Origin of the sequence: Methylosinus sp., assembly GCF_036560965.1 — a bacterium.
Taxonomy (GTDB): Bacteria; Pseudomonadota; Alphaproteobacteria; order Rhizobiales; family Beijerinckiaceae; genus Methylosinus.
Genome location: NZ_DATBQF010000021.1, coordinates 42017 through 56861, shown reverse-complemented (window position 1 = coordinate 56861; position 14845 = coordinate 42017). Strand labels below are relative to the sequence as shown.

Below are 14845 nucleotides of genomic sequence, written 5' to 3'. Positions count from 1 at the left end.
ACGATTCCGCCGCGATCGATCCAGCTTCGCCGCCGACCCCGCGACTTCCGAGGACGACTTTCATGAATCCAGCCGAAATCGCCGCCCCGCTCTCCGGCGCCGCAACCGAAGTCTCGATCTGGGGAATGTTCTGGGGCGCGCATATCGTCGTGAAGGTGGTGATGGTCGGGCTGCTCCTCGCCTCCGTCTGGTGCTGGGCGATCATCGTCAACAAGGTTCTGCTGTTCTCGCGCACGCGCCGCGCCATGGATCGCTTCGAGGAAGTGTTCTGGTCCGGCTCCTCGCTCGAGGATCTCTATACCAAGCTTCAAGAGCGCCCGGCCGCGGGCATGGGCAGCCTCTTCATCGCCGCCATGCGCGAGTGGAAGCGCTCCTTCCAGAACGCCGGCGCCTCCTTCATGGGATTGCAGGCGCGCATCGACAAAGTGCTGGATGTCTCCATCGCCCGCGAGATCGAGAAGCTCGAGTCGAACCTCCTGGTTCTCGCCACCGTCGCTTCGGCCGGCCCCTTCGTCGGCCTGTTCGGCACGGTCTGGGGCATCATGACCTCCTTCCGCTCCATCGCCGCCTCCAAGAACACCTCGCTGGCGGTCGTCGCGCCGGGCATCGCCGAGGCGCTGTTGGCCACCGCCATCGGCCTCTTCGCCGCCATTCCGGCGCTGGTCGCCTACAATAAGCTGCAAGGCGACGTCGCCCGCTCGCAGGCGCGGCTGGAGAGCTTCGCCGACGAATTCTCCGCCATTCTGTCGCGCCAGATCGATCAGCACGCCGGCCAGTCCGGCCGCGATCGCGCGGCTTAGAGCGGGGGAGCGGAACATGGGAGCGTCGATGGCCAGCGGACGCAAGGGCTCGGGACGCCGCCGGCGCGGCACGCCGCGCTACAGCGCCATGGCCGATATCAATATGACGCCCTTCATCGACGTCATGCTGGTGCTGCTCATCATCTTCATGGTGGCGGCGCCCCTGCTGGCGACAGGCGTCGCCGTCGATCTGCCGCAGACCAAGGCCGGTCCGCTCAATATCGATCAGAAGCCGCTGTCGATCGCCATAGACGACAAGGGACAAGTCTTCCTCATGGACCAGCCGCTGGAGATCGGCCAGCTGCTCGACCGGCTGAAGGAGACCGCCAAGGCGGGCTTCGACGAGCGCATCTATATGCGCGCCTCCAAGACGGTGAATTACGGCCGCGTCGCCGAGATCATGTCGCTGGTGACGTCGGCCGGCTACAAGAAGGTCGCGCTCGTGACCGAAGTGGACAAGAAGTGAGGGAGCGGCTTGAAGCCCTCGCGTTCCCAACCCGGTATCATCGTCTCGGCGGCCGCCCATGCCGGGCTGCTGCTGGCGACGCTCATCGCCTTTTCGGACACGAAGAAATTCGATGACGCGCAGGAGGCCGTGCCGGTCGATATCGTCACGGATGCGCAGATCAATCAGGTGATGAAGGGCGAGAAGACCGCCAAGGAGGTCACGCCGCTCCAGCGCGTCGACAAGATCGCCGAGCAGCACGAGACCAAGCCGCTGCCGCCGCTCGCCGAGGCGAAGAAGGATGTCGCCGCCCCGCCGCCGCCGATGAAGCCGCGGCTCGAGGAGCCGGAGGACAAGCCCGAGGCCCCGCCCCCGCCCAAACGCATCGCCGCTCTGCCGCCGACGCCGGAGCCCCCCCTCCGCCCGACGCCACCCAAAGCCGAACCCGCCAAAGCCGAACCCGCCAAAGTGGAGCCCGCCAAAGCCGAGCCGCCCAAGGCCGAGCGCGCTAAGCCCGAACGCGCGAAGCCCGCGCCGACGCCGCCGGAGCGCGAGGAGCCCGAAGAGGCCGAGGTGGTGAGGCCGAAGCCGCCCGTGCGGCCGAAGCCCGAGAAGGAGGCGAAAGAGACGCCGCAGCCTCCTGAAAAGCCCAAGCCCAAGGACGAGCCCAAGCCCAAGGACGAGCCGAAGCCCAAGCAAGAGGCCAGGCCGAAGGAAGAGGCGAAGCCGAAAGAGCAGGCCAAATCCAAGGAGCAGTCCAAATCCAAGGACGAGTCGCGGTTGAAGGTCGACGAGGTGGCCAAGCTCCTGGAAAAGAAAAAGGCCGCCGAAAAGGGCGCGCCCAGCGATTCCGACGAGAAGAAGAAATCCGACAAGCCGCCGGCCAAGCCGAAATCCGGCGACGAGGCCGCGCCCAAATCGAAATTCGACGCCGCCAATATCGCCAATCTCCTGAGCCATGAGGCGCCGCAGCGGCGCGCCGCGACCGGCGCCGATCTGACCAAGACCGCCTCGCTCGGCGCGCCGACGGCGAGCGCGCCGCGCATGTCGCCGACGCTGCAAGCGCAGATCGACGCCTATACGGTGGACCATTATCGCCGCTGCTGGCAGGCGGCGCTGTCGATCAACGCGCACAGCTATGTGCCGCGCGTGGAATTCCACTTGACGCGGGAGGGCGCGCTCGAGAGCGCGCCGCGCCTGCTCAACCCCTCCTCCGATCCCGTCGAGCACAGCCGTGGCGAGCAGGCGCTCGGCGCCGTGCGACGCTGCAGCCCCATGCCGATTCCGGCCGCCTACGCCCCGTTTTACGATTATTGGCGCGTCACGGAATTGGACATGAAGGAAGATATGTAGCAGCGCATCGCTGCTCGCCTCTGAAATTCGAAAACGCCCAGGACCCGCCTCTCATGACGTCTCACATCACCCGCCGCACGGCCGCCCAGCTTCTCGCCGGCGCGGCCTTCTCCCCGCTCCTGGTCGCCCCGGCGCGGGCGGCGCGCGTGCTCGATCTGCGCGCCGGCGGCGGCTTTCAGCCCGTCTCCGTGGCGGTGACGAATTTCTCGGGCGACGAGGCGGCGCGCATCGTGACGAGCGTCGTCGTCAATAATTTCAAGCGCTCCGTCTTCCTGCGGCCGATCGAGCCGGGCGGCTTTCCCGAGTCCGCCGGCTCCGAGGCCGCGCCCAATCTCGATGTCTTCCGCACGGTCAATGCGCAATATGTGGTGACGGGCCGCTCGCAGCGCGGGCCGGACGGGCGCCTCAAGACCGAGTTCCGCCTCTTCGACGTCTCGACCGGCGAGCAGGCCGCGGGCCAGCAATATGTGACCGATTCCGCCAATATGCGCCGCGTCGCTCATCTGGTCTCGGACGCGGTGTTCACGCGCATCACCGGCGAGAAGGGTTTTTTCGACACGCGCGTGGTCTTCGTCGACGAGAGCGGGCCCAAGGAGCATCGCCGCAAGCGCCTCGCCATCATGGATCAGGACGGCGCCAATATTCGCTATCTGACCCGCGGCGAGGAGCTGGTCGTCACGCCGCGCTTCTCGCCCACCTCGCAGGACGTCACCTATATGTCCTTCGGCTCCGCCGATCCGAAGGTGCTGCTGCTGAACATAGAGAGCGGCCAGCGCGAGGTGGTCGGCAATTTTCCGGGCATGACCTTCTCGCCGCGCTTCTCGCCGGACGGGCAGAAGATCGTGATGTCGCTGTCGCAGGGCGCCGCCACCAATCTCTACGCCATGGATCTGCGCTCGCGCACGACGACGCGGCTAACCGACACCAACGCCATCGACACCTCGCCCTCCTATTCGCCGAGCGGCGGCGAGATCGTCTTCGAATCCGATCGCGGCGGCTCGCAGCAGATCTATGTGATGGGCGGCAATGGCGGCGGCGCCCGGCGCATCTCCTTCGGCCAGGGCCATTATTCGACGCCGGTGTGGTCGCCCAAAGGCGATTACATCGCCTTCACCAAGCAATCCTCCGGCTCTTTCGGCATAGGCGTGATGAAGCCGGACGGCTCCGGCGAGCGCATCCTCACCGAAGGCTTCCACAATGAGGGCCCGACCTGGGCGCCGAACGGGCTGTTCCTGATGTTCTTCCGCGATCCGGGCGGCGGATCGGGCGCGAAGATATTCATGGTCGACATTTTTGGCCGCGCGGAATTCCCGGTGCCGACGCCGTCCTACGCCTCCGACCCGTCCTGGGGGCCGCTGCAGGAATAGCCGCCCCGCGCCGGTCGGCCCCCTCCCCAGCCCGCCCCCGCTTCGCGGGAGAGGGAGCAGATTCCGCCCTTTTCGATGGTTTGCGCAACGCCGGCAACCTCCCTCTCCCGCGTAGCGGGGGAGCGTGCGGTCCCTACTCTTTCTCCATCGCCAGAAACGCATCGGCGACCCCGCCGATCAAATTGGTCGAAAGCAGCAATTCCGTCGACAGCTCCCCGGCGAGCGGCTGCAACCGCACCCCCGCCGCCATCGCCTCGCTCAGCGCCCTCCGCGCCGCGACGGCCTCCTCGATCGACGCCGCGACAAAGGAAAACGCCTCGCCCGGCCGCCGCTGCGCGAGGCGGCCGATATCGGCGCCGATGACATTGGCGATCTTCGGATAGCCGCCGGTCGGCTGGCGATCGGCCATCAGCACCAGCGGCGCGCCGTCGCCCGGAACCTGGATCGCGCCGAGCGCCACTCCGTCCGAGACGATGTCGTGACCCTTCGCATGGGACAGGCGCGCGCCTTCCAGCCGATAGGCCATGCGGTCGCTGCGTGGCGACAGCCGCCAGCGGGCGGACAGAAATTCGTCGATCGCGTCTTGCGTGAAATAATCGGCCTGCGGGCCGAGCAGCGCGCGGATCGTCTCGCCGCCGGCCGCGAGCCAGGGCGCGTCGAGCGCCAGCATTTCCCGCGGCGGCGATGCGAGCCCCGCGAGCGGCAGAACATCGCCGGCGCGCAATCCGCGCCCTTCGAGCCCGCCCATCGAGGAGCGCGCATGGGTGGCGAGCGAGCCGAGCGCCAACGGCAGATCGATGCGGCCGCCGACAGCGACATAGCACCAGGCTCCGCCCCGCCCCGCGCGGATCGAGAGACGCGCGCCCGGCTCCAGCGCGAGAGCGCAAGCGGCGGGAAGCGGCGCGCCATCGAGGCGAATGTCGAATTCGCCGCCGGCGATGGCGAGGCCGATCGTCTCGCCTTCCGCCGAAAGCTCCACACCGCCGAGCGAGACCTCGATCGCCGCCGCGCCGACAGCCGCCCCGACGGCGAGATTGGCGGCGGCGAAAGCGCCGGCGTCCATCGGGCCCGCCGGCGTGACGCCGAAGCGCAGGCTGCCGCGGCGCCCGGCGTCCTGCAGAGTGACGCCCGGCCCCGCCGCGCCTATGACGAGCCGCGCGCTCACGACGCCGTCTCGCGCCGCGCGATCCTCTCGCCGCGCGCGCTCCTCTCCTCGAGCGCGCGAAATGTCGCCGCGTCGATCGGCTCGAAGCGCAATGCGTCGCCGACCTCCACGAAGAAGGATGGATCGCGGCCCGGTGCGAACAGCCGCTCCGGCGTGCGGCCGAGGACATGCCAGCCGGTCGGCATGGGATCGGCGCCGATCAGCGAGAGTCCGCCGCCGATGAGCACGGCGCCCCGCGGCGTCGGCCCGCGCGGCGCGGCGCGGCGTGGAAGGGCCAGCGCCGCAGGCAGGCCGCCGAGATAGCACCAGCCCGGCGCGAAGCCATACATATAGGCGCGATAATCGGCGCCCGAATGAAGCGCGACGACGCGCTCGGGCGAAAGCGACAGCGCTTCGGCCGCCGCAGCGATATCCTCGCCATGCGGCGGATCATAGCAGCAGGGAATGATCCAGCGGACAGCCGATCGATTCTCCGCGACGCTCGTCTCCAGCGCCTCGACATGAGCCACCAGCGTGGCGCGCGCGAGCGTCAGCGGATCGTAATGAATCATCAGCGAGCGATAGGTCGGAACCGTCTCGACCAGTCCGCCGAGCGGGGACGCGCGCAATGCGGCGTCCAGCGCCAGCACATCGGCGTTGATCGAAGGATCGACGCTGTCGCCGAGCTCGACCACCAGCGCCGCCTCGCCGGCGTCGAGACAGCGCGGCGCGGCGTAGCGCATCGGCTCACGCCTCCGATGGCGCGAAGGGCAGCAGATGATAGCCGGCGCGTTCCAGCGCCGCGCGCAGACGCCGCGTCATGTCGACGGCGTGCCCCGTGTCGCCATGCACGCAGATCGAGTCGATCGGCGTGGCCAAGCGCTTGCCGCTCTCGGTGACGATCGCCTGCTCCTCGAGCATCGCGAGCGCGCGCGCGGCGGCCCAATCGGGATCTTCTATGACGGCGCCCTTCTGGTTGCGCGGCTTCAGCCGTCCGTCGTCGAGATAGGCGCGATCGGCGAACACTTCATGCGCGATGAGCGCGCCGACATGCTCGGCCGCCGCCACCTGCTCGCTGCGCGCGATCACCAGCAGCGTGAGCCCGGCGTCGACGGCGCGCGTCGCCCGCGCCACGGCGAGCGCGATCTCCGGCTCGACTTCCGCGACATTGGCGAGCGCGCCATGACATTTCACATAAGAAAGACGATGGCCGCTATAGAGCGCCAACGCCTGCGCCGCGCCGATCTGATAGGCGACGAGGCGCTCGACCTCGGCGGCGGAATAGGGAATGCGCCGGCGGCCGAAGCCCGCGAGATCGGGAAAGGACACATGCGCGCCTATGGCGACGCCGCGCGCCTTGGCGAGCGAGAAGCAGCGCGCCATAATGTCCGGATCGCCGGCATGATAGCCGCAGGCGACATTGGCCGAGGTGACGAGGTCGAGCATGGCCTCGTCGTCGCCCATGCGCCAGGCGCCGAAACCTTCCCCGAGATCGGCATTGAGATCGACTATCACTGTTTCCGGGCTCCTTCGCGCGCCTCGACCACGGCGATGTCCTCGCGCCAGATCGAAGGATGCGCTTCGATATAGCTCCGCATCAATGCACGACAGCGCGCATCGTCGAGCAGGATCACCTCGACCCCGTGGTCGCGCAAAAACTGCTCATTGCCGCCGAAATTACTGTTCTCGCCGACGACGACGCGCGGAATCTTGAATTGCACGATCGTTCCCGCGCACATCATGCAGGGCGACAGCGTCGTATAGAGCGTCGTCTCGCGATAGGACTCCCTGCGTCCGGCGTCGCGCAGGCAATCCATCTCGCCATGCAGGATCGGATCGCCCAGCTGCACGCGGCGATTATGGCCGCGGCCGAGAATGCGCGTCCCTTCGGCGAGGACGGAGCCGATCGGCAGGCCGCCCTCATCGAAGCTCTTCTTGGCTAAGCGAAACGCCTCTTCCATGCAAACGACATCCGACGCGTTCATCGACATCCCCTTTCCGGCGCGGCGCCGGAGGGGCTCGCCCTATTCCGCCGCGAGCACCTGCGGCGGCGGAAAGGCGACCTCGACCAGCGTGCCTTGGCTCTTGCGGCTCTTGATCGAGAAAGAGGCGCGATTGGCCTCGATCAGCGCCTTGGTCACCGGCAGGCCGAGCCCCGTGCCGCCGCGCGACGCGCCGATCTGGCGGAAAGGCTCGAGCGCCGTCTCGATCTCGTTCTCGGACATGCCGATGCCCGTGTCCTTCACGCGGATCACCACATATCCGGCGTCGGTCAAGGCGCTCGACACGATCACCTGCCCGCCGGCCTCGTTGAACTTCACCGCATTGGACAGGAGGTTCAGCAATATCTGCCGCAGCGACCTGCCGTCGGCAAGGATGCGCGGCAGGCGCGGCCATAGCGACAAGCGGATCACCACACGGCTGCGGTTCGCCTGCGGCTGCATGATCGACACGCATTCGGAGATGACGGCGTTGGCGTCGATGCGCTCCACGTCGAGCTCGAACTTGCCCGCCTCGATCTTGGAAAGGTCGAGCAGATCGTTGACGAGGCTCAGCACATGCTCGCCGGACGTATGGATGTCCTTGAGATATTCCTTGTAGCGCTCATTGGCGAGCGGGCCGAAGCGCTCCTCCATCATCACCTCGGCGAAGCCGATGATGGCGTTGAGCGGCGTGCGAATCTCATGGCTGACCTTGGCCAGAAAATCGGTCTTGGCGGCGCTCGCCCGCTCGGCCTCGCGGCGGGCCGCCTCGAGCTCGTCGTCCGAGCTGCGGCGGCGGATGACGTGCAGAACAGCGCAACGCCTCTGCTCGGGCGGCGGGCCCAGCGGCGACAGCGTCAGCTGCACGGGGAGCAATTGGCCTTTGCGCATGCGCGCCTGGACCTGAAGCCCCTCCCCCGCCTCGCGCCCTGCGGGACGGCGGAGAAAATCGGCGACCGCGCCTTGATCGGCGTCGCAGAACAGCGAGGCGAGGCCCGCGCCGAGCAGCGCGTGCGTCTCGCCGCCGACCAGCCGGACGAGCGCGGCGTTGACGCTGCGCAGCCTGCCGTCCGCATCGACGACGGCCACGGCGTCGCTCATCGCGTCGAGCGCGGCGCGCAGCTCCTCCGCCTCCTGCCGGCGCGTCTCCAGCTCCTTGCGCAGCGCGCCGGCGCGCTGCGCCTCGGGCGCCTTCGCCGCCGGCCGCGCGCCGCGCAAGGTGACCAAAGTCGCGGGGACGCCGTCCCATTCGATCGGCTCGAGCCGCACATCGGCCTCGAGCGCCTCGCCGTCGCAATCCATGACCGCGACCACGCCGCCCGCGGTTCCGTCCGGCGCGGTGGGCGGGCGACGCCCGGAAAAAAGCCGCGTCGCGCCGCCTTCGGCCGCCAGGGCGGCGGCGTCGTCATAGCCGAGATAGTCGAGCAGCGTGGCGTTGGCGTAGAGCACCTCCGCCCCGCGCGCGACCATCACCCCTATCGGCAGCCGGTCGAGCAGCGCGGCGGCGCGCGAGAGATCGCCGGGAAAGGCGACATTTTCATTGGACGGCGCATGCTGATCGAAAGGCGCGGGGTCCTCGGACGGCGCAAGCTCATCGGTAGGCGCCGGGTCCTCGGAAGGCGCGGGATCATTGGTCGCCGCCGGCTCGTCGATGCGCGCGGGCTCGAGCTCCGCCGAGGCCACGGCGGCCTGTCCCGTCGCCTGCTCGATCGTCTCGAAAAGATCGCGCACCGAGCCCTTGGCCGGCTTTTGCGCCACCGAGGCGAGCGCGCGCGCGATCTCGTCGAAGGCAGTGCGCTCGCTCGGCGACAGCGCCTCGATGGAGGCGGTGGCGTCCTCTAGCCGCGGCAGCGGCCGCAGCGCCACGATCTTGGCGCCGCCGGCGATCGCCGGCAGGGATTCCGTCTCGGCCAGCGCCGTAACGACCGGCTCCGACGGCTCGATCGCCGGGGCGGGCTCGGACGGCGGCGGCTCGGCCGATTCGGGCGCGCCGCGCAGCCGATCGACATGCAGCACGCCATAGCCCTGATAGCCGCCGAAACCGCGACCGTCGTCGAAAACAGGCAGAGCGCCGAGCGTCACCGGGACCCGCGCCGCGCCGCCCTCGAGCGGCCAGTCGAGCTCCACCCCGCTCCAGGAGCGGCGCGAGGCGAAAGCCTCGGCGACACGCTCGTCGGGGGCGAGCCGCAGCCGGCTCGCCAGCTCGAGAAACAGGCGCCCGGCGATGTCGCCATTCTCCCGCCCGACGACATCGGCGAGCGCGGAGGTGACGTCCAGAATGCGTCCCTCGGCGTCGGCGCGCCAGAGGAACCGCTCCGGCCGCCGCGCGGACGGCTGCGCCGGCTCGGGAACGGGAGCGGCCAGAACGGGAGCGGCGGGACTCGACTCGGCGACGACCAGCGGGCTCTCGGACGCGGCCGAGCGCATGCCGAGCAAGGCGATGAGGAAGAGTGGCGGCGCGCCCGAAGCGCCGGCCAGGGTGCGGCACAGCACCGTCGCCGTCTGCGCTATGGGGCCGAAGGAAAAGCGCAGCCGCTCGAGCCGCGCCGCCGCGGCATGGCTGCGCGCGCCGGCGAGCTCGCGGAGCCGCTGCGCGCCGGGCTCCTCGCCACGGAACAGACGCTCGCCGAGCGCATCGAGATCGGCGCCGAAAACGGCGATGGCGGATTCATTGGCGTGGACGACCGAAAGCGGCTCGCCCGCCGCCGCGACGATGGGCGCGCCCGACGCCTCCAGCGCGGCAAAGGCCGGATCGGCGCTGATTCGCGCGGCGACCGCCTCGCTCTCGATCCCCAGCCTGTCGTGCTCGCTCATATCGACAGCGCCTCTTCGGACGCGACAAGCGCCGGGAGTCCGGCGCGGAACAAAGCGGCGCGGAACACGCGACACGGCCGATCGAAGGTGAACGATCGGTTAAAAGAAACTTAAAGGTTCGACGCGGCTTGGTCTATGCGGCGCACGAGATTTTAACAAGCTTCGACGATTCATGATGAACGGATGCGCCGCCGTACGGCGACAAGTATGTTGCAATGCAACATGAGTTGAGCCATATTCGACTCGGCAGTTCATGTTGTTTCGCGACGCGCGATGATTTCCGATCGCGCCGCGCATGAACGGCGCCGCAGGCGATCGGCCGGCGCCCGTTCTGCGGCCGACGGGCGGTCAGCGGCCGACCCGACCAGAAGGAAGCATTCGTGAGCGATCCGATCTACCAGATACCGAACGAAGTCCGCGACTTCGCCGAAAAGAGCGTCGAGCAGGCGCGCAAGGCGTTCGAGGGATTCGCCGGAGCCGCGCAAAAGGCGATCGGCTCCGTCGACACCACGACCGCGACCTTCCATGTCGGGGCCAAGGATGTGAGCGCCAAGGCGCTCGGCTACGCCGAAGCCAATGTGAACGCCGCCTTCGACCTCGCTCAGAAGCTCCTGCGCGCCAAGGACCCGCAGGAGGTTCTTCAGCTGCAGGCGGAATATGTGAAGAGCCAGGTCGAGGCGATTCAGAGCCAGGCCAAGGATTTGGGCGCCGCGCTGCAAAAGGCGGCGACCGGCAAGTGACCGGCAGGTGAGTCCCGACGGCGCCGCGCCGATGACGCGCGGCGCCTCGACGAGACGCGTCACGGCGTGAGTTTGGCGACGTTTCCCCAGCCTCCCGCCGAGGCGATTCGGGTGGCGCGCCGGAACCAGAGCACAGGAGCCCGAAGCGATGGCCACGCATACGAGAGGTCCTTCCAAGCGCCCGCCGGCGCCGACGCCGAAGGAGCCGCCGATCACGCTCAAGGATGCGCTGGACGACGACGAGCCGGAGGCCCTGCCGCCGCAGCCCGCGCCGCCCGCCGAGATTGAAATCATCGCCGCGCTGGCGCCCGTCGACGTGGCGCTGACCGAGCCGGTCGTCGCGACGCAGATCGAGGCCGTCGCCGCCGAGCCCATCATCGAGACCGAGCCCGTCCTCGAGACCGAGCCCGTCCTCACGACTATGGCGGAGCCGGTCCCCGAGCCTGTGGTCGAAGCGCCGCTCGCGCCGGTGACCATCATCGCCGCGACGATCGAGACGACGGCGGGAAAGCCGATGGCGCTCCCGCTCGATCCGAGCCTCTGGTCGTTGACGACGATCGATGTCGTGAATGAGAACGCGACCGCGGTCTTCGATCTGGCGCTGGCGCTCGGACAGGCGCGATCGATGGGGGACGCCATCGAAGCGCAGTCGCGTTTCGCCAGCGAGCGCTACTCGACTTTCATGAAGCACGCCAACGAGTTCGTCGAGCTTTCGAGCCGCTGGTCGCCCTTTCGCTTCGCCGTCTCCGCCTTTGTGGCGTGACGCTGCGCGATTGCTCCATGCTCGACCGACTCCGGTCGGGCGGAGCGCTCGCTAGAGCGTCGCTTCGATCAGCGCGCGCAGCTCCGGCGTCGCCTCGGGCATGACGCCGAACCAGTCGCGGAAAGCCGGCCGCGCCTGATGGATCAGCATGCCGAGCCCGTCTACCGCGATATTGCCGCGGGCGCGGGCCGCGGCCAGCAGCGGCGTCTCCAGCGGCGCATAGACGATGTCGGAGACGAGCGCGTCCTCCGGCAGGCGGTCGAGCGGCAGATCGAGAGGCGGCTCGCCGACCATGCCCTGATTCGTCGTATTGACGACGAGCCCGGCGCCGGCGAGGCCCTCGGCCCGTTCGCCCCAGCCGAAGGCGGCGACAGGCGCCCCGAAATCGGCGGCGATTTTCTGCGCCCGCTCGCGCGTCCGATTGAACAGCCGCACCTCGGAGGCGCCCGCGTCGATGAGCCCGGCAATGACCGCCCGCGCCGCGCCGCCCGCGCCGATGACGACCGCCGGCCCGGCGTCCGCCCGCCACATGGGCGCGGCCGCATGGAGCGAGGCGGTGAAGCCGAAGCCGTCGTAATTGCGGCCGGAGAGCGTTCCGTCCTCCTCCACCACCACGCAATTGACCGCGCCGATGCGCTTCGCGCTCGCATCCAGCGTGTCGACGACGGCGAGCGCCGCCTCCTTGTGTGGAATGGTGAGATTGCAGCCGGAGAAATTCAGCGCCGGCAGAGAGCGCAGCGCAGCCTCGAGCCGGCCCGGCTCGATGGCGAGCGGAATATAGGAGCCGGCGAGCCCGTAGCGCGCGAGCCAGTAATTGTGGATTTTCGGCGAGCGCGAATGCGAGATCGGCCAGCCCATCACGCCGGCGAGGAGAAAACGGTCCTGCCCGTGCATCAGTCTCTCCCCGCTCGCTCCCCCGCCCTATGCGGAAATGGGATCCGGGACGTCGGCTGAAGCTCGCCTCATCCCGAGGAGCCGCAAAGCGGCGTCTCGAAGGACGAGGAAACCGTCATGCCGCCGCCTGGAACGCGCCTTCGGCCCCTACTGCTTCGCCGCGCAGGCGCTCTCCCCTTGCGCGGAAAGCGCCGAGAACAATGCGGCGTCGGCGTCGAGGCCGGGATTGCCGGCGGTCAGCAGCTTCTCGCCATAGAAGATGGAGTTGGCGCCGGCCACGAGACACAGGATCTGCGCCTCGCGCGAGAGGCCAGAGCGCCCGGCCGACAGGCGCACGCGCGATTTCGGCATGAGAATGCGCGTCGTCGCGATCATGCGCACCAGATCCAGCGAATCCACCGGCGGGCGGCCGGCGAGCGGCGTGCCCTCTATGGCGGCCAGCGCATTGATCGGCACGCTCTCGGGATGCGGATCGAAGGAGGCCAGCACCTGCAGCATATGGGCGCGATCGCGCACGCTCTCGCCCATGCCGATAATGCCGCCGCAGCACATTTCTATGCCGGCGCGGCGCACGGCGGCGAGCGTCGCGAGGCGGTCCTCGTAGCTGCGCGTGGTGACGATCTCGCCGTAGAATTCCGGCCCGGTGTCGAGATTGTGATTATAGGCGGTGAGCCCCGCCTCCACGAGCGACTGCGCCTGTCCGTCGTCGAGCATGCCGAGCGTGACGCAGGCCTCCATGCCGAGCGCGCGCACGCCGCGCACCATCTCCAGCACGGAGTCGAAGCGCTCGCCCCTGGGGGCCTGACGCCAGGCCGCGCCCATGCAGAAACGGTCGGCGCCCGCCTCCCGCGCCTGCTTGGCGGCGTCCAGCACATCGCCCACCTGCATCAGCTCGACGCGGTCGAGCTTGACCTCGCGGTGATGGGCCGATTGCGAACAATAGGAGCAATTCTCGGGACAGCCGCCGGTCTTTATGCTGAGCAGCGCCGCTTTCTGCACGTCATTGGGATCGAAGAAGCGGCCATGCAGCGCGCTCGCCCGCGCGACGAGCTCGAGCAGAGGCGAATCGTGGATGGCGACGATCTCCTCCAACGTCCAGTCGTGACGGAGGGTGAAATCGGCGGGAGCGTTCATCGAGCAGCCTCTCTGCGGCGTGGGTTCAGCGCGGTTTCTTAGCGGCGCGGCGTTCGTTGCGCGTGAGCGGGCGCTGCGGCTCGTCGTCCTGGTCGAGGATCGCCGGTCGACGCGCCTTGCGCTGGAGCGCCGGATCGGCGTCGCGCAGCACGGCATAGACGACATAAGCGGCGACCGCCAGATCGAAACCCGTGAGCCCGAGCGTGAACCACGTCGGCGCGAACTCGGCGCCCGTGCCGAGATAATGAAACTGCAAATGCCACAGCGGATGCAGAGCGAAGCCGATCGCGAGCCACCAGGGCGAGCCGACCAGACCGAGCAGAGCGAAAGAGCCGAAAATGGCGAAGCCGGTCATCTCGATGCCGAACCAGGCCTTGGGATTGTCCGAGGCGAAGGAGAGGCCGACATAGAGCGCGGCCGTGGCGATGAGCCCATAGGCCAGCGCGCGGCGGGAGCCGGCCTGCGGATAACGCTCCGACCAGCGCGCGAAAAAGGCGAAAGCCGCGCCGAGCAGCGCGCCGACGGCGGCGGGGATCAGAATCGAGGACGCGTCTTCCATCTGGACGAACTCGGTGAGGTTACGGCCGCAGCGAGGTCTATAAGTCGGACCGGCGGGCGGGACAAGGGAGGGGGCGAATCGAGGAGGATTGGTCCTGGCAGCCGACGTGGCGCGCAATTCGGCTCAGCTCGTCACGACGACGTCCGAATGCGCCCTCAATTCGGTTCGGACATTATGTCCGAGCGGATCCAAAATGACTTTGACGCCCTCGCGACGGGCAAATTTGAACGCCGGAACAAAATCCGAATCCCCAGTGACGACGACGACGGCGCGCACCGTCTCGCGCAGCGCGAGACGAGCCATATCGAGACCGATACGCATGTCGACGCCCTTCTGCGAGAGATCCAATTCGAAATCGTCATCGCCGAGCGCACGTTGTTCGGAAACGAGCGATCGCGCCACCCGCGGCTTGATCCGCCATTTGTCGGGCGACAGCCGCGTTTCGCCCATACGCAGCGCGAAGTGCGGCCGCAGAACCAGTTGATCGTAGAGCGACTGACTCAATCGAAAGCGTTCGGTCGTCGCGAGATTCATACGAGCTCGAGACACTGGTTTCGTCACCGAGTCCGCCGAAGGCGGAGCGTCGTAATAGTAGATACGAAGCAATTCATAATTCTGCACTGCCGGCAAAGCTTGCAACCGTTCGCATTCTACGACGATATCGTCCGCCGTGGGATGGCGTTCCAGCTTGGCGTAGAGCTTTTTGGTGAGGAAGCCGCCGTCCAGCAAAATTGCGTATAACGGCTGAAACAAAGAAATGATCCTGAAGATGGAGCCGGCTCACTCCCGAGGCTTGCGCCGACGCTTATGCGGCTTGTCGGAATGAGCCGGCTCGCTCATCTATGCCGTG

The 14845-nt window shown here is 68.1% G+C and carries 15 protein-coding genes; 6 read left to right on the top strand and 9 right to left on the bottom strand.

Annotated features, from left to right (window positions below; translation table 11 throughout):
* Positions 1-62 precede the first annotated feature (62 nt).
* Genes tolQ through tolB form a run of 4 tightly spaced genes read left to right on the top strand, consistent with a single transcriptional unit; the run spans position 63 to position 3965 of the window.
* A complete protein-coding gene (gene tolQ, locus VIF40_RS07460) occupies positions 63-800 on the top strand; it encodes a protein TolQ (RefSeq protein WP_331936902.1) in 738 nt (245 codons plus the stop codon).
* Between the two features lie 16 nt (positions 801-816).
* Complete coding sequence (locus VIF40_RS07455; RefSeq protein WP_331936901.1) at positions 817-1266, top strand: biopolymer transporter ExbD; 450 nt, start codon at positions 817-819, stop codon at positions 1264-1266.
* Between the two features lie 9 nt (positions 1267-1275).
* Entirely contained in the window at positions 1276-2598 is a 1323-nt protein-coding gene (locus VIF40_RS07450; RefSeq protein ID WP_331936900.1) for a cell envelope biogenesis protein TolA, read from the top strand.
* 53 nt (positions 2599-2651) lie between these two features.
* The gene (gene tolB / locus VIF40_RS07445) at positions 2652-3965 is read left to right on the top strand and encodes a Tol-Pal system beta propeller repeat protein TolB (protein WP_331936899.1); all 1314 of its coding nucleotides are present in this window, start codon (positions 2652-2654) and stop codon (positions 3963-3965) included.
* A 133-nt stretch (positions 3966-4098) separates the two neighbouring features.
* Here the strand turns inward: tolB and VIF40_RS07440 are convergent, their stop codons facing one another.
* From VIF40_RS07440 to VIF40_RS07420, 5 genes are read right to left on the bottom strand one after another with little or no spacing between them, the layout of a single operon-like run.
* Positions 4099-5130, bottom strand: a complete 1032-nt coding sequence (locus VIF40_RS07440) for a biotin-dependent carboxyltransferase family protein (RefSeq protein WP_331936898.1) — start codon at positions 5128-5130, stop codon at positions 4099-4101.
* Complete coding sequence (locus VIF40_RS07435) at positions 5127-5852, bottom strand: allophanate hydrolase subunit 1 (RefSeq protein WP_331936897.1); 726 nt, start codon at positions 5850-5852, stop codon at positions 5127-5129. The genes VIF40_RS07440 and VIF40_RS07435 overlap by 4 nt, the downstream gene beginning before the upstream one ends.
* Positions 5853-5856: 4 nt before the next feature.
* On the bottom strand, positions 5857-6624 hold the full coding sequence (locus VIF40_RS07430; RefSeq protein ID WP_331936896.1) for a 5-oxoprolinase subunit PxpA: 768 nt from the start codon (positions 6622-6624) through the stop codon (positions 5857-5859).
* The gene (locus tag VIF40_RS07425; protein WP_331936895.1) at positions 6621-7094 is read right to left on the bottom strand and encodes a nucleoside deaminase; all 474 of its coding nucleotides are present in this window, start codon (positions 7092-7094) and stop codon (positions 6621-6623) included. Before VIF40_RS07425 ends, VIF40_RS07430 begins: the two co-directional genes overlap by 4 nt.
* Positions 7095-7133: 39 nt before the next feature.
* A complete protein-coding gene (locus VIF40_RS07420) occupies positions 7134-9905 on the bottom strand; it encodes a histidine kinase dimerization/phospho-acceptor domain-containing protein (RefSeq protein WP_331936894.1) in 2772 nt (923 codons plus the stop codon).
* Positions 9906-10285: 380 nt separating this feature from the next.
* On the opposite strand from VIF40_RS07420, the gene VIF40_RS07415 reads away from it, so the two are divergent.
* The gene (locus VIF40_RS07415; RefSeq protein WP_331936893.1) at positions 10286-10645 is read left to right on the top strand and encodes a phasin; all 360 of its coding nucleotides are present in this window, start codon (positions 10286-10288) and stop codon (positions 10643-10645) included.
* A 148-nt stretch (positions 10646-10793) separates the two neighbouring features.
* Entirely contained in the window at positions 10794-11408 is a 615-nt protein-coding gene (locus VIF40_RS07410) for a phasin family protein (protein ID WP_331936892.1), read from the top strand.
* A gap of 51 nt (positions 11409-11459) precedes the next feature.
* Here VIF40_RS07410 and VIF40_RS07405 read toward each other — a convergent pair whose 3' ends face one another.
* The 4 genes from VIF40_RS07405 to VIF40_RS07390 all read right to left on the bottom strand — a co-directional run bounded on the left by VIF40_RS07405 (position 11460) and on the right by VIF40_RS07390 (position 14748).
* Positions 11460-12302 (bottom strand): shikimate dehydrogenase, encoded by an 843-nt coding sequence (locus VIF40_RS07405; RefSeq protein WP_331936891.1) that lies wholly within the window; start codon positions 12300-12302, stop codon positions 11460-11462.
* A 147-nt stretch (positions 12303-12449) separates the two neighbouring features.
* Positions 12450-13436 (bottom strand): biotin synthase BioB, encoded by a 987-nt coding sequence (gene bioB / locus VIF40_RS07400; protein ID WP_331936890.1) that lies wholly within the window; start codon positions 13434-13436, stop codon positions 12450-12452.
* A 25-nt stretch (positions 13437-13461) separates the two neighbouring features.
* A complete protein-coding gene (locus tag VIF40_RS07395; protein ID WP_331936889.1) occupies positions 13462-13995 on the bottom strand; it encodes a hypothetical protein in 534 nt (177 codons plus the stop codon).
* Positions 13996-14118: 123 nt separating this feature from the next.
* On the bottom strand, positions 14119-14748 hold the full coding sequence (locus VIF40_RS07390; protein WP_331936888.1) for an NYN domain-containing protein: 630 nt from the start codon (positions 14746-14748) through the stop codon (positions 14119-14121).
* Positions 14749-14845: the final 97 nt, after the last annotated feature.